Source organism: Parasphingorhabdus sp. (assembly GCF_039982415.1).
In the GTDB taxonomy this organism is placed as follows: Bacteria; Pseudomonadota; Alphaproteobacteria; order Sphingomonadales; family Sphingomonadaceae; genus Parasphingorhabdus.
Genome location: NZ_JBDWYL010000006.1, coordinates 71532 through 89909, shown reverse-complemented (window position 1 = coordinate 89909; position 18378 = coordinate 71532). Strand labels below are relative to the sequence as shown.

General features: G+C 50.1%; 21 protein-coding genes and 1 tRNA gene. 7 read left to right on the top strand and 15 right to left on the bottom strand.

Annotated features, from left to right (window positions below; all coding sequences use genetic code 11):
- Positions 1–14: 14 nt before the first annotated feature.
- Together ABJU74_RS06185 and ABJU74_RS06180 are read right to left on the bottom strand one after the other, a co-directional pair.
- Positions 15–461, bottom strand: coding sequence for a hypothetical protein (locus ABJU74_RS06185; protein ID WP_348383918.1), 447 nt, complete (start codon positions 459–461; stop codon positions 15–17).
- Positions 458–2296 carry a Z1 domain-containing protein gene (locus ABJU74_RS06180; protein ID WP_348383919.1) on the bottom strand — a complete coding sequence of 613 codons (1839 nt, stop codon included), beginning with the start codon at positions 2294–2296 and terminating at the stop codon, positions 458–460. Before ABJU74_RS06180 ends, ABJU74_RS06185 begins: the two co-directional genes overlap by 4 nt.
- Before the next feature lie 96 nt (positions 2297–2392).
- Between ABJU74_RS06180 and ABJU74_RS06175 the strand changes: the two genes are divergently transcribed.
- Both ABJU74_RS06175 and ABJU74_RS06170 read left to right on the top strand, forming a co-directional pair.
- A complete protein-coding gene (locus ABJU74_RS06175; protein WP_348383920.1) occupies positions 2393–3244 on the top strand; it encodes an FRG domain-containing protein in 852 nt (283 codons plus the stop codon).
- Between the two features lie 17 nt (positions 3245–3261).
- Positions 3262–4242: a PEP-utilizing enzyme gene (locus tag ABJU74_RS06170; RefSeq protein WP_348383921.1), complete on the top strand. Its 981-nt coding sequence runs from the start codon at positions 3262–3264 to the stop codon at positions 4240–4242.
- Positions 4243–4499: 257 nt separating this feature from the next.
- On the opposite strand, the gene ABJU74_RS06165 is transcribed toward ABJU74_RS06170, so the two are convergent.
- The 4 genes from ABJU74_RS06165 to dapB all read right to left on the bottom strand — a co-directional run bounded on the left by ABJU74_RS06165 (position 4500) and on the right by dapB (position 6568).
- Positions 4500–4576, bottom strand: a tRNA-Arg gene (locus ABJU74_RS06165).
- 96 nt (positions 4577–4672) lie between these two features.
- Entirely contained in the window at positions 4673–5080 is a 408-nt protein-coding gene (locus ABJU74_RS06160; protein ID WP_348383922.1) for a hypothetical protein, read from the bottom strand.
- 104 nt (positions 5081–5184) lie between these two features.
- The gene (nth, locus tag ABJU74_RS06155; RefSeq protein WP_348383923.1) at positions 5185–5823 is read right to left on the bottom strand and encodes an endonuclease III; all 639 of its coding nucleotides are present in this window, start codon (positions 5821–5823) and stop codon (positions 5185–5187) included.
- A 10-nt stretch (positions 5824–5833) separates the two neighbouring features.
- The gene (gene dapB / locus ABJU74_RS06150; protein ID WP_348383924.1) at positions 5834–6568 is read right to left on the bottom strand and encodes a 4-hydroxy-tetrahydrodipicolinate reductase; all 735 of its coding nucleotides are present in this window, start codon (positions 6566–6568) and stop codon (positions 5834–5836) included.
- Positions 6569–6621: 53 nt separating this feature from the next.
- On the opposite strand from dapB, the gene ABJU74_RS06145 reads away from it, so the two are divergent.
- Both ABJU74_RS06145 and ABJU74_RS06140 read left to right on the top strand, forming a co-directional pair.
- The gene (locus ABJU74_RS06145; RefSeq protein ID WP_348383925.1) at positions 6622–7326 is read left to right on the top strand and encodes an NAD-dependent deacylase; all 705 of its coding nucleotides are present in this window, start codon (positions 6622–6624) and stop codon (positions 7324–7326) included.
- Positions 7319–7666: a GFA family protein gene (locus tag ABJU74_RS06140; RefSeq protein ID WP_348383926.1), complete on the top strand. Its 348-nt coding sequence runs from the start codon at positions 7319–7321 to the stop codon at positions 7664–7666. The genes ABJU74_RS06145 and ABJU74_RS06140 overlap by 8 nt, the downstream gene beginning before the upstream one ends.
- Positions 7667–7683: 17 nt before the next feature.
- Here the strand turns inward: ABJU74_RS06140 and ABJU74_RS06135 are convergent, their stop codons facing one another.
- The 7 genes from ABJU74_RS06135 to ABJU74_RS06105 are packed head-to-tail and all read right to left on the bottom strand — an operon-like array spanning position 7684 to position 13397.
- Positions 7684–8094: an MAPEG family protein gene (locus ABJU74_RS06135; RefSeq protein ID WP_348383927.1), complete on the bottom strand. Its 411-nt coding sequence runs from the start codon at positions 8092–8094 to the stop codon at positions 7684–7686.
- Positions 8095–8146: 52 nt separating this feature from the next.
- Positions 8147–8926 carry a HesA/MoeB/ThiF family protein gene (locus ABJU74_RS06130; RefSeq protein ID WP_348383928.1) on the bottom strand — a complete coding sequence of 260 codons (780 nt, stop codon included), beginning with the start codon at positions 8924–8926 and terminating at the stop codon, positions 8147–8149.
- Positions 8923–9327, bottom strand: a complete 405-nt coding sequence (locus tag ABJU74_RS06125; protein WP_348383929.1) for a hypothetical protein — start codon at positions 9325–9327, stop codon at positions 8923–8925. Before ABJU74_RS06125 ends, ABJU74_RS06130 begins: the two co-directional genes overlap by 4 nt.
- Positions 9328–9362: 35 nt before the next feature.
- Positions 9363–9809 (bottom strand): dUTP diphosphatase, encoded by a 447-nt coding sequence (gene dut, locus ABJU74_RS06120; RefSeq protein ID WP_348383930.1) that lies wholly within the window; start codon positions 9807–9809, stop codon positions 9363–9365.
- Between the two features lie 4 nt (positions 9810–9813).
- Positions 9814–11082 carry a bifunctional phosphopantothenoylcysteine decarboxylase/phosphopantothenate synthase gene (locus ABJU74_RS06115; RefSeq protein WP_348383931.1) on the bottom strand — a complete coding sequence of 423 codons (1269 nt, stop codon included), beginning with the start codon at positions 11080–11082 and terminating at the stop codon, positions 9814–9816.
- A gap of 10 nt (positions 11083–11092) precedes the next feature.
- A complete protein-coding gene (gene ubiB, locus ABJU74_RS06110) occupies positions 11093–12646 on the bottom strand; it encodes a 2-polyprenylphenol 6-hydroxylase (protein ID WP_348383932.1) in 1554 nt (517 codons plus the stop codon).
- Between the two features lie 13 nt (positions 12647–12659).
- Positions 12660–13397 carry a class I SAM-dependent methyltransferase gene (locus tag ABJU74_RS06105; RefSeq protein WP_348383933.1) on the bottom strand — a complete coding sequence of 246 codons (738 nt, stop codon included), beginning with the start codon at positions 13395–13397 and terminating at the stop codon, positions 12660–12662.
- Positions 13398–13543: 146 nt separating this feature from the next.
- Here ABJU74_RS06105 and mutM point away from each other — a divergent pair, with 146 nt between their 5' ends.
- Together mutM and rpsT are read left to right on the top strand one after the other, a co-directional pair.
- Positions 13544–14356 carry a bifunctional DNA-formamidopyrimidine glycosylase/DNA-(apurinic or apyrimidinic site) lyase gene (gene mutM, locus ABJU74_RS06100; protein ID WP_348383934.1) on the top strand — a complete coding sequence of 271 codons (813 nt, stop codon included), beginning with the start codon at positions 13544–13546 and terminating at the stop codon, positions 14354–14356.
- 127 nt (positions 14357–14483) lie between these two features.
- The gene (rpsT, locus tag ABJU74_RS06095; RefSeq protein WP_108811207.1) at positions 14484–14747 is read left to right on the top strand and encodes a 30S ribosomal protein S20; all 264 of its coding nucleotides are present in this window, start codon (positions 14484–14486) and stop codon (positions 14745–14747) included.
- 80 nt (positions 14748–14827) lie between these two features.
- Here rpsT and ABJU74_RS06090 read toward each other — a convergent pair whose 3' ends face one another.
- A complete protein-coding gene (locus ABJU74_RS06090; RefSeq protein ID WP_348383935.1) occupies positions 14828–15784 on the bottom strand; it encodes a hypothetical protein in 957 nt (318 codons plus the stop codon).
- A gap of 319 nt (positions 15785–16103) precedes the next feature.
- Between ABJU74_RS06090 and ABJU74_RS06085 the strand changes: the two genes are divergently transcribed.
- The gene (locus ABJU74_RS06085; RefSeq protein WP_348383936.1) at positions 16104–16772 is read left to right on the top strand and encodes a DUF4136 domain-containing protein; all 669 of its coding nucleotides are present in this window, start codon (positions 16104–16106) and stop codon (positions 16770–16772) included.
- Positions 16773–16833: 61 nt separating this feature from the next.
- On the opposite strand, the gene dnaA is transcribed toward ABJU74_RS06085, so the two are convergent.
- On the bottom strand, positions 16834–18192 hold the full coding sequence (gene dnaA, locus ABJU74_RS06080) for a chromosomal replication initiator protein DnaA (RefSeq protein ID WP_348384032.1): 1359 nt from the start codon (positions 18190–18192) through the stop codon (positions 16834–16836).
- Positions 18193–18378 lie beyond the last annotated feature (186 nt).

Genomic DNA, 18378 nt, shown 5'->3' with positions numbered 1-18378 from the left:
AATATCCTGCTAGACTATTTTTTCAAACTCATCAGTTTTGTGAGGCTATTGCGTGCAACTTTGCTCTCCAAAACACCATCTTTTCCGCTGACTCGATACATTTGTTTTAGTTTCCGGCGTACTAGTACCGCTTCTTGCTCGTCAAAATCATTGTCCAATACCATTCGAAAGCTCGAATGGTCCATAGCGGCAACTCCATCTTGTCCGCAAACTAATGCTACGATGCATTCTCCATATTGCGCCGCCATTTTTTGCTGAGCCAATTGGTGTGATCTGTGGAAGGTGAAGGACCAAGGTCCGCGCCTGGACGTTGAATATTTCACATAAATCGGAAGGTTATCTCGTAACAAGTAAAAACCGGGAACGCGTCCTGGTATTTTTTCGATCGACGTTGGCCCAGCGAAATGATCAACGATTTTATTGAGTACAACCCCATAGTAACGATCTGAATCGCGTATCATTTGTTATTGTGCATGAACTGAATTGCTTTCCCATTTATCTTGTAGAAGAGTCGGGCATTTGAAGTTTCGTTGAAGAATATTTTTAAGTGATGTTTTGCAGTTGGCCTTTCGCTACGGGCGTATTCGTTCGTAGCGAAAATGCCTTTGTCTCTGCGGACATTGGCTTTTTCTATATCCGAATATGTCTTGGCTCTAGTACCAAACGAACTTGGTTTATGGAAACTTATCTTCGACTTATGTTTGTCAACATCGTTGATTAGATATTGTTGAACAAATTCTGGGAACTCAGCTTTTGATAAAATTTTCCCTAGCGATTCTATCATTTCTTTATCGGTCCGGCCGTCTCTATTCATAAGCTGATTATGCAGGCTTTCATCAAAGTCGAACAACGCAAAAGACATTTCGCCACCCTCAAAGTCGACTGACGATCGATCAATAGATGCAGAACTAGTGGGAGTTGTCTTATGATCAGAAAGCCATACCGGAGCTCCCGCTTCACTTTTCATGGCTTCAATCGCTAATTTGTGAAACTCGAAACATTTGTTCCAATTTGCCAGTAATTCTTTCGGGATCCAAAGTTGGAAATGTTCTTTGTATGCGTTTCGAGCGCCAAACATTCGAGCTCTTTGAATATAAGTGTCCTGCGAAAACTTGCCCTTGACCGAGCGTGTAAAGTACATTGAAAGCAGATTGCTGAAAGTTACACCTCGCGAAATGATATTGCCACCAGCTCCGAATGAAAAAAGGCTAGTAGGCTCAGCAACATCAGCAACTTTACCGCTGGATTTATTTGAGTTAATCTCCACTATGAGGTTCTTATCGATGTTATTCAAAACAAATTTCACGATATCAACCGATTCGCCTGCATCGTGATTGACGGCAACTTTCTCGAGCCTTTTCACCAATGAATCGAATTTTGCTAATGTCGGATTTGATAAGGCGCTAATCGTATTATGGATAACTTCCATATCTTCAGCGTGATCGTCTTTTTTGCCACTCGTGTGGACGAGCATAGTGAAATTTTTGTCCACCCCTTTTTTGTGAAGTACCGCTACTCCACAAAGAAAATTTAGAATTGCGTTTTCAAGTTCTGCTTTTTCTGATCCTTCATCAATATCGAACGTATGTAACTTAAAGCCTACAGAGCTTCCGCCAGGAAAGAAAAAATCTTGCCCGACGTATTCGGGGTGTGGTTCAAAATCGATCCAAAGTTCACTAACATTGTCGAAAGTGTTGTTGAGATTTAACCGCGCTGGAGTTGCGGTGACACCGATATAGTGACCATCAGAACCAATAAGATCGGTAATCAACTCGTTGATTCTCGTTTTCGCATCCTTGTTTACCTTTGCATTTGGAGATGCATAGTCTGCTTCGTCATCTATAATCACGAAATCCGATTCATGTCGGAGGAGTTCAATTAGATTTTCTAGGTTCCGGGCATTTTTTTTGCAAAAAATCACCCATTTTTTCCCCTTTAGCTCCTTGGCGTTCGGCGGAAGTTCATCGAAATTCTTCGGTGAAGGGCTCAACCCCGACTTGCGAAATCGGCCTAAACTTTGACCTAAAAGATCAACGCTATCAGTAAGCAAGTTAACTATAATCCGCCGGCCCTCATCAAGAAGTTTAGCATTCAAGGCAATCATCATTTCCGTCTTGCCGCTTTGCGGTTCTCCAAAAATCACGAATGAACTTCCACAACCAGGTTTCAAGTTCCCAATAGTTTGGTTTACCGTCTTTTCGATAGAACTTGTATCAATACCGCCTTGTTTCAGTTTCTCAATCCGCCTGTCATATTGATCATTTCCAACATTTCCAACTTGAGTTGACCAATCCATTTAGCTTTACACCTTATCATTAATGAGAATAGTTAGATAATTCCATCGGTAGTCTTTGTTTTTCTGTAAACACATTATATTGCGAAGGAAATGATCTTGGAGTCAATAGGTAGTGAACAACTATGGTCTTGGTTGTCAGATTCGGAGAAGATCGAGCAGGTTTCAAATACTCGAGTAAGAAAAGATCCTGGACTTTTTGTTCCGGACTACTTGGAGCTTGCCAAAAAAGTTGCTGAATTGCAGTTCAGAAACAGAGGGTATGTCTTCTTGTTGAGAGGGCAATCCGGTGACTACAAAAATCGAGCAGGAAACTCGTCAATCAGACCTTCGATGTTTCGCAACACCGGGAACGAGCGAGAGGACCAAGGCGCAATTGCGCGCCGTTACCATCTTTTGGAAGAGGCGGAACGACTACTGGTTGAGAAATATCGTTTTCCACTAAAGGATCGGCTCAAAAAACAGCAATTGATAAGATGGGCAATTCTGCAGCACTATGAAGTTTGTGCAACCCCCCTTCTCGATGTGACTCATTCTCTTAGAATTGCCGCTTCGTTTGCCACAAAAGCCCGTCAAACTGATGCATTTATTTTTGCGCTAGGAGTGCCGAACATCAGCGGCGCAATTACAGCGAGTGCTGAAGCTTCGGTCACAGTCTTAAGGCTTGCCTCAATTTGCCCACCAGAGGCAGTAAGGCCCCATATTCAAGAGGGTTATCTTCTAGGAGAATATCCTGAAATTAGGAACTGGAGTCAAAAAGGAATGTACAAAAATTATGAGACCGATTTTGGATTGAGGTTGGCTGCCAAATTCCGATTCAATCCTACACAGTTTTGGCGACCCAAGAGCAATTTCCCCCGTGTGCCAGATGCCGCACTTTACCCGAATGGCTCAGACGACCCCTTGCTGGGATTGGCCGAAGAGATAAAGGAAAAGCTGACTCATTTTTGATCAATGAAAAGTGGATAATGAAATTGAATGACTTGCTAAACGACTGGTCGAAAGTCGATGATATAGCTGTTAAGGCGCTGTCACTTTCTCTTACGAACAGTGTTGGCGAAGTGGTTATGCAGCGTCTTCGAAACGATTATCTCCAGGATGTAGGCATAATAGGATTGTTGAGACAAACTTATGTTGAACATTCCTTGGAAGCCACTGCCAAACAATTTTGGGAAAGCAGAAGAGAGGCTAACAGCCCCCGAGTAGAATCATTAATCGCGCAGCTTCTTTTGAACATCACGGCAAGCGGAATTTTTGAAGTACTCAAAGAGCTCTACCAAGATCCGCAACAATTGAAGCTATTTCTATCGGACAGAAACATTGCAGCTATATCACTATACAACACACGGTTTGACGTAGCTCTAGCGTGGCGTGATTTAAAGATGCTTTTTCAGCTCCACAAATTGAAATCAGGACACAATGCCGAGACTGTTAAGACGGTCATAAGCGAAGTTCTATCGGGGCACAAAATTCGGATTGAAATAGAAGGGGACGTTGAAAACGACATCAACAGCCTTCAAAAAAATTTGCAGTATGCGCTGAGAGGACTGGTATTCAACGAAATTGAAAAAAGCGGCGAAGTTATTCTCCCGGCAAATGGAAGATCTTTACGCGGACGCCCAGGAAGTCACGGAATTGGTTGGGGAGGACCGGTGATGTGGCCAGCGGCTGAGCTGGCAAGGCCCACAGGAGAGTATGTGCTGGTAGTATCAGATTTCCAAGGCGCCCTTCCAGACAATTTTATGCATATCATGTCCACAGCCCAAGCAGTTGTATCAGACGGGGGAATGACGGGTCATATAGCTGTGTTCTGCAGAGGGATTGGAGTCCCATTGGTTTTAGTAAATAGCCGAAAGCTCACCTCTATTTGCAAACACGGATTTGTAGCAATTGATGGGACTATTGGGATAATAAAATTGTTTCTGACTCGTGCTGCTTCTGGTCGGTGACGCTCATTATGAACTGCTCATGCAGTTCCGAAGTTCAACTTTTTCAAAACTCTTGTTGGCTCATACAGATCGCAACTGTTCTGCATCTTTACCTGTGTATCCGGTGCCTCCAAAAGCTAAAATGCTCCTAAACTTCATAGTTGAATCGAAAGTGTATTGGTGATTCAATATCGGATTGTCCAAGAATAGGGTGCTACCCCGGTGCTGCCCAGAATAATTTTGCTTTCTCTAAGCTTGTCATAAGCGATTGCAAAATATGGCGCACCCGACAGGATTCGAACCTGTGACCTCTGCCTTCGGAGGGCAGCGCTCTATCCAGCTGAGCTACGGGTGCTTGATGCATTGACAGCGGGTACGCGCTTAGCAGCGGCTGGGGCGCTTTGCCAATCCCTATTTTGCCGACAAGGGCAATCAACTGGTCTCAGCGGACTCAGCCCTCGGTTTTCTTCCGTTTAGTCTTCGTAATTTCTTGAAATTTGCCCAAACCACAGGCTGCCCGTGTATCGATTCTACCTGCGGTGTTGTCGAGAACGCGGATAATATCGACATTGCACAAGCGGTTGGTTGACGTGCGATAGCTAAAGGCTTCTTCGAAGCCCAGGCCCGGACAACGATTTGGCAAGGCATTGCGGAAAATATCGCCATTACGCATTTTGAAATCGATCGTGCGATCGTCAATGACATTGGTCGACCGGATAAAATTGCGCCGAATGCACGTTTTCGGTTCACCGACAGTTTTGATTATAAACTTGTCGTCTTTGGATGTTTTTTTGCCGGCATAAGCGGCTCCAGCAACGGCAACAGATGCGCCCAAAATGACGGGTATCAAAATTTTCATTTCCTATCTCCTAGCCTGTGACGAACGGTCCAGAGGTAAAAATTACGCCGCTGGGGATTTCTCCAAGCTGAACGGGACGGGAGGAATTGGGGCGCTGTTGCCGGTTAGGGCGCCGGTGTTTTCTTTTTGAACCGACACAGATCGTCTACCGGACATCGCCAGCATTCCGGTTTGCGGGCTTTGCAAATATACCGGCCGTGCAAGATTAACCAGTGATGGGCATGGACGCGAAACGGCGCTGGCGTCTGTTTTTCCAGTTTTTTTTCCACCGCCAAAACCGTCTTTCCTGGAGCGAGTCCGGTGCGATTACCGACGCGGAAAATATGGGTATCAACGGCAAATGTTTCGGCGCCAAAAGCGCAGTTCATGACAACATTTGCGGTTTTGCGACCGACTCCGGGTAATGTCGTGAGCGCGTCGCGGTCAGCGGGAACTTGGCTATTAAAATCAGCGATCAGCATTTCTGACAGTGCGATGACATTTTTGGCTTTGGTGTTAAACAAGCCGATGGTTTTAATATGCTCTTTGAGACCCTCTAGTCCGAGCGCAACCATCTGTTCGGGTGTCTTGACCGTTTCGAACAAAAGGCGGGTGGCTTTATTGACGCCTATATCCGTCGACTGTGCAGACAGCGCCACGGCGACGACCAATTGATAGACATTGCCATAGTTTAACTCTGTTTCCGGGGACGGGTTATCGGCGGCCAGACGCGCGTAAAATTCAAAAATATCATCTTTCTTCATGGGATTTCGCTTATTTCAAGCCGAGCATGTCGGTCATATTATAGCGACCGGGCTGTTGCGCGGTGAGCCAGAGTGCCGCCTTGATCGCGCCCCGTGCAAATATCATCCGATTTTCCGCGCGATGACCCAATTCGATGCGCTCTTCGTCGGTCGCCAATATCACTTGATGATCGCCAGCAACCGAACCGCCGCGCAGGGCCGCGAACCCAATAGCGCCTTTGGCCCGTGCGCCGGTTTGTCCATCCCGGCCGCTTTCGCGGTGATCTTTTAGCGCTATTCCGCGACCCTTGGCCGCTGCTTCACCCAGCAAAATGGCTGTTCCTGATGGCGCGTCTACTTTGTGCCGATGGTGCATTTCGACAATTTCAATATCCCAGTCGTCGCCCAGACGCGAGGCGGCTTCCTCGACCAAGGCTGCGAGCATATTGACGCCCAATGATGTGTTTCCGGTCTGGAGTATCGCGATTTTGTGAGCGGCCGCGTCGATGGATAGGTGATCCGCGGGTTCCAGTCCGGTTGTGCCAACCAAAACCGGCTTGCCGGCTGCCGCACATAAATCGAGACGTTGACCGAGCCCATCAGGGACGGAAAAATCGACCAGCACATCGCTTTTTTCAACCAGCTGGGCAAAATCATCGCCTTGATCAACGCCGCCAGCATGTTCCATTTGCTCTTGTTCGCCAATGGCATTGATCAAGGCATGTCCCATGCGGCCCTTGCTTCCGATAATTCCGATTGCTGTCATATTTCCCTACCGATAGGCTTGCTTTATTTGGCTGAAGCTGCTGGCATAGCGTGATGCGCGAAATAAACAATATTGTCATTCTTACCGGAGCCGGAATTAGCGCAGAAAGTGGTGTCGCAACCTTTCGCGGGCCCGATGGGTTGTGGGAAGGTCATCGAGTCGAAGATGTTGCCACGCCCGAAGCCTTCCAAAGAGACCCGCAGCTGGTTCAAACCTTTTATGATGAGCGCCGCGCCAAGCTGAAAACAGTGCATCCCAACGCTGCGCACAAAGCTCTGGCGAAACTGGAAGCAGAATGGGGTGGCGACTTTTTGTTGATCACGCAAAATGTTGACGATCTCCATGACCGTGCGGGATCCAATCGCTTGTTGCATATGCATGGCGAACTGCTTAGCGGCCTGTGCTTGGCCTGCGAAACACGCTCGCCAGTGCGTGGGCGATTGTCGGATGATCCAGCCTGTCCGCATTGTGGTGAAGTGGCTATGCGGCCGGATATTGTTTGGTTTGGAGAAATGCCCTATCAAATGGAACGGATCGAATTGGCTTTGGCGCAATGTGATTTGTTTGTTTCAATCGGCACGTCGGGCGCAGTCTATCCTGCCGCTGGATTTGTCCGTTCGGCGCAGCATTATGGTGCCCAGACTTTGGAAATAAATTTGGATCCATCTGAGGGCAGCCTCTATTTTGATGAAAGCCGCCTCGGCAAGGCTGGCCAATTGGTGCCGGTCTGGGTGGAAGATATGTTGCACAATGGGTGAGATGAAAGGCCAATGCCATTGCGGCGCCGTGCAGATTATTGTGCCTTTTCCCCCGCTGGAAACTTTACAATGCAATTGTTCACTATGCTGCAAAAGCGGCTGGCGCGGGGGTTACTGGCATCCTGACGATGTGACCATTCAAGCCCGAGCGGATCATTTGAACCAATATGTCCAAGGTGATAAAACAATCACTTTATGGAATTGCAATCGCTGCGGAACCCACACCCATTGGACGCCGCGTACTGCACCGCCTGATCGTATGGGCCTCAATATGAAGATTTTTCCGTTGCCGTTCTGGAAAGATCTGCCGATGCGCACCGTGGATGGAGCGCGCTTTTAGCGCAGCAGGGTCTAGATCTAATTGACCAGATTGACGGTGATAAACAGATAGAGCACCCAAAGTGCGAGGGCGAGAATGGACAAAGCGGAACCAACAACGCCAAGTTGCCGTAGCCGAATAGTTTTGTCGGCAAAATGCTGGTGCATCCCATAAATATGGATCACCCGAGAGATTAGAAAGAGACCAGCCAGTCCGGTAAGTCCCCAATGATGGGCGTTTGTCATTTCGAGCAAAGCCAGCAATAAAATCGCAATTGGGGCATTTTCTATAAGATTAGAATGGCAACCTCTTACCATATCGAGCTTGGGGTCATTGCCTGCGCCAAAGCCGGTCTCGGTCCGCAATCTTTGGCCGACCACTTTGAATATCAAGAATAGCATCAACAAAGCACAGATGGCTGCAGTTAAAGCGGTTACTGGTAAGGTCATATTTCGTCTCCCCGGTTATTTTTATCCTTACCTTATCCGGAGAGAAAAACAATCAAGCCATCATCGGCCGACAGCTTTTGCATTCTGGGTCTTTGGGTAGGTTGATGCTGCGCATTGCCGGGCTCAATCCATCAAATAGTTGCAGCTTGCCAACCGGGTCCTTGCCAAATCCGGTCACCACGCGAATGGCTTCCATGGCGGCAAAGCTGCCCATCAAACCGACCATTGCGCCGAGCACACCAACGTCGGAGCAATTATCGCAATCATCCGGATCCAGTGCGTCGCCTACAAAACATCGGTAACAGGGTTTGTCTTTTTCCCAGCCGCGAAAAACACCAAGCTGACCCTGAAATTGACCGATGGCGGCGGATACCAGCGGGACATGGTGCGCAATGGACAAATCAGATACCAAAAGCCGCGTTTGATAATTGTCGGAACCATCGATAATGGCGTCAAACTGACCAAAAAATGCTGCAGCATCGTCAAAAAAATGCTGCGCGGTAAGTCTTTCATTAACCACGTTTATTAAGACATCTGGGTTGATTTTTTGTGCAGCAATTTTGGCAATTTCGACTTTCGGTTTGCCGATATCGCCCGTTGAAAACAGAACCTGACGCTGGAGATTGGAAAGCGATATAATATCATTGTCTACGATGGTCAGCGCGCCAATGCCTGCGGCGGCCAGATATTGAATGGCCGGGCAGCCAATGCCGCCTGCGCCGACGATTAAAATATGCGCATTGATTATCTTCTTTTGACCAAGACCGCCAACATCCCGCAAGACGATATGGCGCGCATATCGATCAAGCTGGTCATCGGTAAATTCGGTCATTCAGGCCAGCGAAAATGCATTGCTGTTTTATACCATGTTGGCGTGTTGCTATTGGTCACCGGGCCGGCTTTCCCGACATATTTGATTAGATGGTTGGCGGTGTAAGTTTCCAGTTCGCGGCAGCCGCTTTCAACCGGCACCACTTTGACCAGTTCGCCATCGGGGGCAACCAAAATCGCCGCTTCAATGCGGGCATAGACCCAGCGTTCTGCGGTCGGAAATTTGCATTTGGCTTTTTTCGCCTTGCGCTCGGCTGCTGCTTCGTGGCGTTCGACATAATAAATGGGTTTTCTGAACTGCGCGGTTTCAAGCACCGAATAATCTGCGGGCATGGCTGTGGCCAAATTTGCATCCTGCGTTGTTGTCGTGGCCATGGCCATTGCGAACAGAAGATCAATCATCGGTGTTTCCTTTCAAAAGCTATCGGTTCAAACATTTATACACCAGTGGAACCGAAACCACCAGCGCCGCGTTCGGTTTCATCCAGACTATCCACTTCGGTCAGAATTCCGCGCTGTACCGGCGCGACAATGATCTGGGCGATCCGGTCGCCCCGTTCCACCGCCAAGTCATCATCTCCCAAATTGGCGATTATAACCTTAATCTCACCACGATAGTCACTGTCGATTGTTCCGGGGCTATTGAGCACCGAAATCCCTTTTTTCAAGGCCAAGCCAGAACGGGGCCGCACTTGCACTTCATAGCCTTGCGGAATGGCGAACGCGAAACCGGTGCCGATCAAGCCGCGCTGTCCTGCGGCAATGGTTGTAGCTTCCGCCGCACGAATATCCATGCCCGCAGACCCGCTTGTTTCATAGCTGGGCAATGGCAGGTCACCGGCATTATCCAGTCGCTGCACGGCTATTTCTATGGGCTCAAACATGGGGTCAAATCTCTTCTATAATTTTGCTAATGATTCGCCGAGCCACTTCTGGCTTTGGCAAGCGTTCCCAAATTTCTGTCGCATTTTGCGTGACAATATGGACGCTGTTTTCTGCACCGCCCATAACATCGCCCGAAACATCATTAGCGATGATCCAGTCGCAACCTTTTTTGGCCAATTTTGCGCGGGAATTTTCTTCAATATTTTGGGTTTCTGCGGCAAATCCGATCAGTAGAGCAGGGCGGTGTTCATGCTTGGCCAGCCCCGCTAATATGTCCGGATTTTCTACCAGATCCAAGGGGGCCAGAGCTTCGCCTTGCTGTTTTTTGATTTTCTGCTCCGCGCGAACATCGGCACGCCAGTCAGCAACAGCGGCAACCATGATCGCCACATCACAGGGAAGCCCTTGTGCAACCGCGGCTTCCATTTCCAATGCGGTTTCGACATCGATCCGCATGACGCCGGCTGGGGTCGGAAGATTGACGGGGCCGGCGACTAAAGTCACTTGGGCGCCCGCTTCGGCGGCGGCGGCGGCTATCGCAAAACCCTGACGTCCAGAAGATCGATTGGCGATATAGCGCACCGGATCAATGGGCTCGCGCGTCGGGCCGGCGGTTATCAAGATATGCTTGCCATGCAAAGGGCGGTGTTGGTCGGGTGCAAAGGCAGGCTGGCCGGCCAGAGGATTGGCGCCAAGTTCATGCTCACCAATCAAGCCGGTGGGAGTTTTCTCTCCCAAATAGTGCGTCATTTGCTCTAAAATAGCGTGCGGCTCAGGAAGCCGGCCCGGGCCATATTCTCCGCAAGCCATGTCGCCCTCCTCAGGCGGCATGATGCGTATTTTGTCACGGCTAAGCTGCGCGATATTGCGCTGGGTAGCGGGATGGTCCCACATTCTGACATTCATTGCTGGCACCACCATAACCGGTGTGTCGGTTGCAAGAAGCAAGGTGGTCGCCAAGTCATCGGCAATGCCGCCAGCCATTTTCGCGAGCAAATTTGCAGTCGCCGGGCAAACCACAACCAGATCCGCTTCGCGGGACAATTGGATATGCCCCATTTCAGTTTCGTCTTTCAACGACCAAAGCGTGGTATGGACTTCGTTCTCGGACAAGGCAGCCAGAGTCATGGGTGTCACAAATTGGGCACCGGATTCGGTCAAAACACAACGCACCGTCATACCGGCTTTCTTGATCAACCGGATGAGTTCCGATGCCTTATAGGCGGCAATGCCGCCGCCGATGATCAGGAGAATATGTTTGGGCTTCGTCATTGTTCAATCATTACCCCCACATCCACAAAGCGCCAGCACCAATCGATGCGCCGATGACCGCGGTCAACGCATAACGCCAAAAACCGCCGCGTTGGCGGGACTTGTTCAAGCCCAAAATGAGATCGACTTCCGCTACCGGAGGGGGCGGTGGAGCCCCGCCTTGCCGCGGCAACTGCTGGTCAAGTCGCCGCACGATATCCGGCAGCATCATCAAGGTGTCGACATCCGCATTGATGCGATCGGCAATGGCCGCTTCTGGGCCCAATTCACCGCGAATCCAGTTTTTCACATACGGGCCGCTCGCGTCCCACATGTTAATGCCGGGATTAAGATCGGTTGCGATACCCTCGACCATCACCATTGTTTTTTGCAAAAGCAGCAAATGGGGCTGGGTTTCCATGTCAAAATCACGCGTAATGGCAAACAGGCCATCTAGCATATCACCAACCGACAATTCACTGACCGGTTTCCCGCGCATGGGTTCTCCAACAGCGCGCAAAGCGGTCGCAAAATCTTCCATATTGTGATGCTCTGGAACATATTGGGCTTCGAAATGGATTTCGGCGACCCGGCGATAATTGCCTGTGGTCAATCCATATAGGATCTCGGCTAGCCAGAAGCGGGCCTTTTTGTTGATCCTGCCCATGATGCCAAAGTCAATCGCGACAATCGTGCCATCGGCTTTCACAAATAAATTGCCCTGATGCATGTCGGCGTGAAAATAGCCGGCTTCAATCGCCTGTTTCAAAAATGTATGCACTAGGCGATTGGCAACATCATTGAGATCATGGCCGGCGGCAATTAAATCATCGCGGCGCGAAATTTTCACGCCATCAACCCAATCTAATGTCAGAACGCGGCCGGACGTGCGATCCCAGTCTATGGCCGGTATTTCAAACTGCTCAACATTTTCCATATGTTCGGCCAGTTCTGAGGCCGAAGCGGCTTCGCGGCGCAAATCCAATTCGCGCATGGTCCAGCGACGAAAATTGGCAATGACCAACTGCGGACGGAGCCGTTTGGCCTCGCCGCCCATGGCTTCCAGATGGGCCGCGGCCCATTCATACGTTTCGATATCGGCAGTGAATTTCTTGATAATGCCAGGCCGAAGGACTTTGACTGCCACCGATTTTCCATCAAGGGTTGTGGCTTTGTGCACTTGGGCAATTGATGCTGCTCCGACGGGCTGCGGATCGATATGTTGATAGAGCTGCTCAATCGGCTGACCGAGGCTGCTTTCTATTTCATCGCTGATCCGATCGAACGAAACAGGTGGCAAATTATCTTGTAATTGCAACAGATCACGGGCCGCTTCTTCTCCGATAATATCCGGGCGGGTGGCTAAGGTCTGACCAAGTTTAATCGCTGCGGGTCCGATGGCCTGAAGCGCTGCGGAATAGTTGGGTGTTTTGGGTTGGATGGTTCCCAATCGGGCTAACCGGAACAGCCGGCGTACCGGTGCGGGCGTGGTTTTATGCTGTTCAATGTCGCGCAATGCACCATGTTTGGCGAGTGTGCGGCCCCATTTGAGCAAGCGGAAAATATGGGTACGGGAAGATGTCATTGTCTGAAGATGCTCAGGCTTTCCAACCGCTATGAATGGCCACCAAGCCACCCATCATCGGTTCGACTTTGGTCTGAGAAAATCCAGCATCCGCGATCATCTGGCGGAAATCTTCCATGGGTGGAAATCGATCGATCGATTCAGCAAGATAGCGGTAGCTGTCCTCATCATCGGCGACCGCTTTCCCGATTTTGGGCAAAACGCGGTGGGAATAGAAATTATAAGCCTTGTCAAAGCCAGGCCACAATGTCTTGGAAAATTCCATGCAATAAAAACGTCCGCCATAGCGCAGCACACGATAGGCTTCGGACAATGCTTGTTCGATATGGGTAACATTACGAATGCCGAAGACGATCGTATAGGCGTCAAAATGAGCGTCCGGGAAATTCAGTATTTCGGCATTTTGTTCGCTCCAGACAAGCCGGCCTTCGCCTTTTTTAATAGCGCGGTCTAGCCCTTCAGACAGCATATCGGGATTAATGTCGGCCACAGTTATATGGGCTCCGCTATCCACCATTCGAAAGGCTATATCTCCCGTGCCGCCGGCCATATCCAAAATTTGTTCACCATCGCGCGGTTTAACCCGGCGGACGAAGCGATCCTTCCATAGCCGGTGTGTCCCGGCGCTCATGGCATCGTTCATCACATCATATTTGCTCGCGACGTTCGAGAAAACTTGGCCGACACGGCTGACTTTTTCGTCTTCGTCCACATCTTCATAGCCGAAGGAGACTGTCTTGGTTTCGATCATATATTGGTTGCTCGTACCTTTGGAATCGGCCCTCGGAAATTGTCCAAGAGCGGTTTTCGGGGACAAGCATTAGACGACGCTTGGCAGCTCTGCAATCACCCTGTAGCTGCTAGGAACAGCGATGTTACGATATTTTGAGAGGCCGGATGCCAGAACTACCAGAAGTTGAAACCACCGTTGCTGGCTTGCGACCGGTATTGGAAGGCAGAAAGCTGCGCCTGGTTGAACCGCGCCGTGCCGACTTGCGCCGCCCTTTTCCGGTGGATTTGCGCCAGAGAATGACCGGTGCGCGGGTCACACGATTATGGCGCCGCGCCAAATATGGGTTAATTGAAACCGATCGCGGCGACTCGATGATCTTTCATCTGGGAATGTCCGGACGGTGGCGGATCGACCCGGAAACGATTGAAAAACATGATCATTTGGTTTTGGAAACCGAAGAAGACCGAACATTGGTGCTGAACGATCCTCGGCGCTTTGGATCCTTGGACTTGATTCGCACGGAAGATTTGAACGGGTTTGAGCCTTTTGCCAAAATGGGCCCTGAGCCTTTGAGCAGCGATTTTGACGGCAGCTATTTGAAGATGGTCACAAAGGACCGCAAAGCGCCGATTAAGCAGTTGTTGCTTGATCAGCGCAATGTAGCGGGACTGGGCAATATTTATGTTTGCGAGGCGCTGCATATGGCCAAGATTCGCCCCAGTCGGATGGGCGGAAGCATATCAAAGCCCCGATATGAGCGGCTAGTGATCGCGATAAAGCAGGTTTTGGAATCCGCCATTGCCGCCGGAGGTTCATCCCTGCGTGATTTTGTGCAACCGGACGGTGATCTGGGATATTTCTCCAAAGAATGGTTGGTTTATGGCCGGGAAGGCGAGGCCTGCCATTGCGGCGCGCTGGTATTGCGTCAAGTGGATAGCGGACGGTCGACCTTTTACTGCCGAAAATGCCAAAGCTAGCCCGGCCATTCGCTCGTTTGACTCAGCTATTGACGGGAATCATCTAGGAAGCTAATGACCGCCGACTTGAGCCCGGGTCGTTGCAGCGATTTGTGGCACTTCAGCATTTCAGTTTTGAGGAAATTTCATGGCTAATACGCCGCAAGCAAAGAAACGTATCCGTCGCAACGAGCGCCGCACCGTGATTAACAAAAATCGCGTCAGCCAGATTCGCACCAAAATCAAGTCCGTTGAAGCGGCATTGGAAGCGGGCGACAAGGCAGCGGCCACCACTGCACTGGCAGCGGTTCAACCGGAATTGGCGCGCGGCGTTGCACGCGGAGTTTTCCACAAAAATACCGCATCCCGTAAGTTTAGCCGTTTGACAAAGCGGGTTGCCGCTCTGGGATAAATCCCTGCTGCCTGTTTAGGTCGCTTGTCATCGGTAGAAAAAGATAACCCGCTCACCATGGCGGGTTTTCTTTTGTTCGTTTAAATGGACAATAGCTGATAATGCCGCACTGCTGTGAAATACCGGTGCATTCCCAAGCTGGCATCCTCATTCAGCGCAATGAAAATGCGCCGGCCATCTTCTTCGTCCGCTTTTCGCAGAAAAATCCCTTGATCGGTCATCGTCTTTATCCACCGCAGGGCGGTCGTAGGCGGAACATTAGCCGCAATGCAGAGACTGGATACCGCCACTTTGCGCTCTTCCAATCGCGCTGCCATCAGGTCGAGCATCATGTCCCAGGCGGGATCCGAAAATAATGCAGCTTCAAAATAATGGTGCCGCATTCGCCGCGCTTCGATCAATTTGCGGATATCTTCTCCGGTTACCGGCTGTTGGTCTTCGCTCACTGTTGGATAAGGATCGATCGGATCACTGATGGTCTGTTGTTCGGAGGCGCCGGTATTTTCAGGATGCGCAGGGGCGTCTCCAGACTTTTCTGCGGCGTTGAGTTGAGCCAACGTTTTTGCAACCCGTTCTACATCGCGCGAGATTTTTTTGAGATCGCTAAGACCGAAATTATCCTGACCGCCGAATAAATTGCTGATCGGATGTTTGATATTATGCTCCAAAGCCGCGAATAGATCGCCGATATTGTCGCTCAAAATATGTTCAACATTGCTGTAATTAATTGCCCCTAATGTCGCATCTAGTGATGCGAGATCGGTTCGGATCAGCAGCGGCAATTGGTGCGATTGGCAGTAGATTTCCGCTCTTTTGAGCGATTCCTGCTGAGCATCGTTCCAATGCGTAACATGGATGACCATCGCGGCTACGTCGGCATATTGCGCCAATATGGAGTCGCTGAATTCCATCGGCAGAGCGGAAATTTTACCGCCCAGCAATTCTATCGATTGGCTATATAGCCCGATGAGTTGGGTGTCGTTTGAAACCAATAATATTTGGCCGCCCCAAATATCATCGCTGGTCGTTTCCTGCATTGCGATCCGTTACTTTCTTATACTTTACTCAAGCACACCCAATAATTTCAGGGGCCGGTTTACTGGTCATCATAGAGAACTGGTCTGTTCTGTTTTGAGCGTTTAACAGTTACGCAGTCCGCAGCCAAATATTATCGACCATAATGACTTGGGATGTAAAATCATAACTCAAGGCTTTGTTGTCCGCGAGAAAAGTTGCTATTTTGCAGAGACTCACCATCGATGAACGGCATCATTTTGTCGTTCAATGGTGGTTCAGCATGACCGGGCTATTGTAATGCACAGATGGCGGGTATGTTCTTAAGTTGAAGGAATGAAGATGACAGCGTCCAAAAATAAGAGCCCTCATGGTCTCAAGTTAACCATCATCGCGCCGCTTGCTGTTCTGGCACTGAGCGCTTGCGCATCTCCCTTTCGCGCAGATGTTCAGCGCTTTGAAGCGCTGCCACCGGCCCAAGGGGAAAGTTTCGCCGTGGTGGCATCGGATCCAGAATTATCTGGCGGTCTCGAATTTGCGCAATATGCGGCTCTGGTAGAGCAGCGTATGAGCGATTTGGGCTATCAGCGCAGTGAAGATCCAGCTGCCGCGCAATTGATTGTCAGCATGGATTATGATGTCGACAAAGGCCGGGAAAAAGTCGTCGCTGACTATGATCCTTTTTATGCCACCGGCTTTTATGGTCGCCGTCGTGGCTTCTACGGACGGCACCGCTACCGCTTTGGTTTCCATGACCCGTTTTTATTTGGCGGCCATGGCTTTTCCGGTTTTGGCGGCGTGCGCAGCTTTACCGTGTTTACCACGGAACTGGATTTGAGAATTGACCGGCAGGCTGATGGCGAGCGGTTGTTCGAAGGCAAAGCAGAAGCGCTGTCGCGATCGAAAAACCTGACCTATTTGGTGCCCAATTTGGTGGAAGCCATGTTTACTGATTTCCCAGGCAATAGCGGCGAACGGGTGCGCATTTCCGTCGCTCCAGAGAAAAAATAGCCGCTCTTATTGGACGCTTGAACAGACGCAAAAGTCCGGGTTCGACTAGGCGTTGGACCCGTTAGCTTTCCAGCTGGCGCAACAGCATCCGCACGTCATTGTCCATTTCTGAGTCTTCGCCGCGCAATTGCTCGACCAGTTTGACGGCGTGGATCACGGTGCTGTGGTCGCGGCCGCCAAATTTTCTGCCAATTTCTGGGTAGCTACGCGGGGTCATGACTTTCGCCAGATACATTGCCACTTGGCGCGGCCGCGCGACAGCACGAGCGCGCCGTTTGGATGACATTTCATTGCGATCGAGCCGATAATATTCGCACACGGTGCGTTGAATTTCATCGATGGTGATGCGGCGACGGCAAGCGCTGAGAATATCGGACAGCTGTTCTTCGGCCAGTTCCTTGGTAATCGCACGTCCGGTGAGCTGCGCATAAGCGAGCAGCTTGTTGAGACCGCCTTCCAGCTCGCGCAAGTTCCGACTGATCGTGCGCGCGAGAAATTCAACAACATCTTCCGAAACATCCTGATGCGGCATCGCCGCCAACCGATGCTGAAGAATATCACGGCGCAATTCGAGTCCCGCCGACTGAATATCGGCGACCAGTCCCATGGACAGTCGTGACAATAGCCGTTGATCCACTCCGTCTAAGGCTTGCGGCGGGCGATCCGCGGCCACGACAATGCGTTTGCCGCGACTGATTAGCGAATCGACCGTGTGCAAAAATTCTTCCTGGGTTGAATTTTTGCCGACAATAAATTGTATATCATCGATCATCAGCAAATCCGCTTCGCGCAGATCAGCCTTAAATTCCATCGTCTCATTGCGCCGCATGGCGGAAACAAATTCAATCATGAAACGTTCGGCGGACATATAGATAATCCGCGCGTCAGGAAATTCCGCGCGATAGGCATGGCCAATGGCATGCATTAAGTGGGTTTTTCCCTGTCCCGTTGAAGATTGCAGATAGAGCGGGCTGAACAGCGGTTTTTCCGGTGATGCCATACGTTGCGCGGCATTGAGTGCGAGTACATTGCTATGGCCCGCGATAAATTCTTCAAAGCGCATCCGCGGATCAAGATCGAGATGGAATTTTGCTGTTTTGTGATTCGGTGTCTTCGCGCTGGCCGCGGCATTGCTTTGTTTAACCTGAGCGATTCGCGCAGCACCGGCTTTGGCTGAAAAGCTTAGCTTCTGGACAGCCAGATCCTGGCTTTTCCAAGCCAATAGCAAACGGTCGGCATAGCGATCGCGCACCCAGTTGGCGGCAAATTCAGAGGGTAAGACCAATTGCAAATTTCCATTTGCGGAATCAAAATGAGACAATTTTATCGGTTTGATCCATTGGCCAAAAATCTGCGCGCCTAAGTCGCGCCGCAATCCGCTGCTGATATTTTGCCAAGCGGATAGGAGGGCAGGCGAGATATTGTCTTGGTTGCCCGAATCCCGCTGATCGCTATCCGTGACCGTCGCCGCATTGGCCGGGTCTTCGCCCGATTTTCCTGAACCTTGAACCACTAACTTCCCCCGAATCGTCTCCACCCGCCTTATTGCGGAACCGCTCATCAACTGGAAATTTCTACCCTGATTCAAGCGGTTCCCAGCCATAGG

What these genes read in the sequence shown, in the direction of transcription:
- rpsT (WP_108811207.1), top strand. Translation starts at nt 14,484, where the DNA reads ATGGCTAATACGCCGCAAGCAAAGAAACGTATCCGTCGCAACGAGCGC.
- ABJU74_RS06180 (WP_348383919.1), bottom strand. Translation starts at nt 2,296, where the DNA reads ATGGATTGGTCAACTCAAGTTGGAAATGTTGGAAATGATCAATATGAC.
- ABJU74_RS06170 (WP_348383921.1), top strand. Translation starts at nt 3,262, where the DNA reads ATGAAATTGAATGACTTGCTAAACGACTGGTCGAAAGTCGATGATATA.
- ABJU74_RS06115 (WP_348383931.1), bottom strand. Translation starts at nt 11,082, where the DNA reads ATGACGAAGCCCAAACATATTCTCCTGATCATCGGCGGCGGCATTGCC.
- ABJU74_RS06105 (WP_348383933.1), bottom strand. Translation starts at nt 13,397, where the DNA reads ATGATCGAAACCAAGACAGTCTCCTTCGGCTATGAAGATGTGGACGAA.
- mutM (WP_348383934.1), top strand. Translation starts at nt 13,544, where the DNA reads ATGCCAGAACTACCAGAAGTTGAAACCACCGTTGCTGGCTTGCGACCG.
- nth (WP_348383923.1), bottom strand. Translation starts at nt 5,823, where the DNA reads ATGAAGAAAGATGATATTTTTGAATTTTACGCGCGTCTGGCCGCCGAT.
- ABJU74_RS06130 (WP_348383928.1), bottom strand. Translation starts at nt 8,926, where the DNA reads ATGACCGAATTTACCGATGACCAGCTTGATCGATATGCGCGCCATATC.
- ABJU74_RS06085 (WP_348383936.1), top strand. Translation starts at nt 16,104, where the DNA reads ATGACAGCGTCCAAAAATAAGAGCCCTCATGGTCTCAAGTTAACCATC.
- ABJU74_RS06160 (WP_348383922.1), bottom strand. Translation starts at nt 5,080, where the DNA reads ATGAAAATTTTGATACCCGTCATTTTGGGCGCATCTGTTGCCGTTGCT.
- ABJU74_RS06140 (WP_348383926.1), top strand. Translation starts at nt 7,319, where the DNA reads ATGGGTGAGATGAAAGGCCAATGCCATTGCGGCGCCGTGCAGATTATT.
- ABJU74_RS06135 (WP_348383927.1), bottom strand. Translation starts at nt 8,094, where the DNA reads ATGACCTTACCAGTAACCGCTTTAACTGCAGCCATCTGTGCTTTGTTG.
- ABJU74_RS06090 (WP_348383935.1), bottom strand. Translation starts at nt 15,784, where the DNA reads ATGCAGGAAACGACCAGCGATGATATTTGGGGCGGCCAAATATTATTG.
- ABJU74_RS06125 (WP_348383929.1), bottom strand. Translation starts at nt 9,327, where the DNA reads ATGATTGATCTTCTGTTCGCAATGGCCATGGCCACGACAACAACGCAG.
- ABJU74_RS06185 (WP_348383918.1), bottom strand. Translation starts at nt 461, where the DNA reads ATGATACGCGATTCAGATCGTTACTATGGGGTTGTACTCAATAAAATC.
- dut (WP_348383930.1), bottom strand. Translation starts at nt 9,809, where the DNA reads ATGTTTGAGCCCATAGAAATAGCCGTGCAGCGACTGGATAATGCCGGT.
- ubiB (WP_348383932.1), bottom strand. Translation starts at nt 12,646, where the DNA reads ATGACATCTTCCCGTACCCATATTTTCCGCTTGCTCAAATGGGGCCGC.
- ABJU74_RS06145 (WP_348383925.1), top strand. Translation starts at nt 6,622, where the DNA reads ATGCGCGAAATAAACAATATTGTCATTCTTACCGGAGCCGGAATTAGC.
- dapB (WP_348383924.1), bottom strand. Translation starts at nt 6,568, where the DNA reads ATGACAGCAATCGGAATTATCGGAAGCAAGGGCCGCATGGGACATGCC.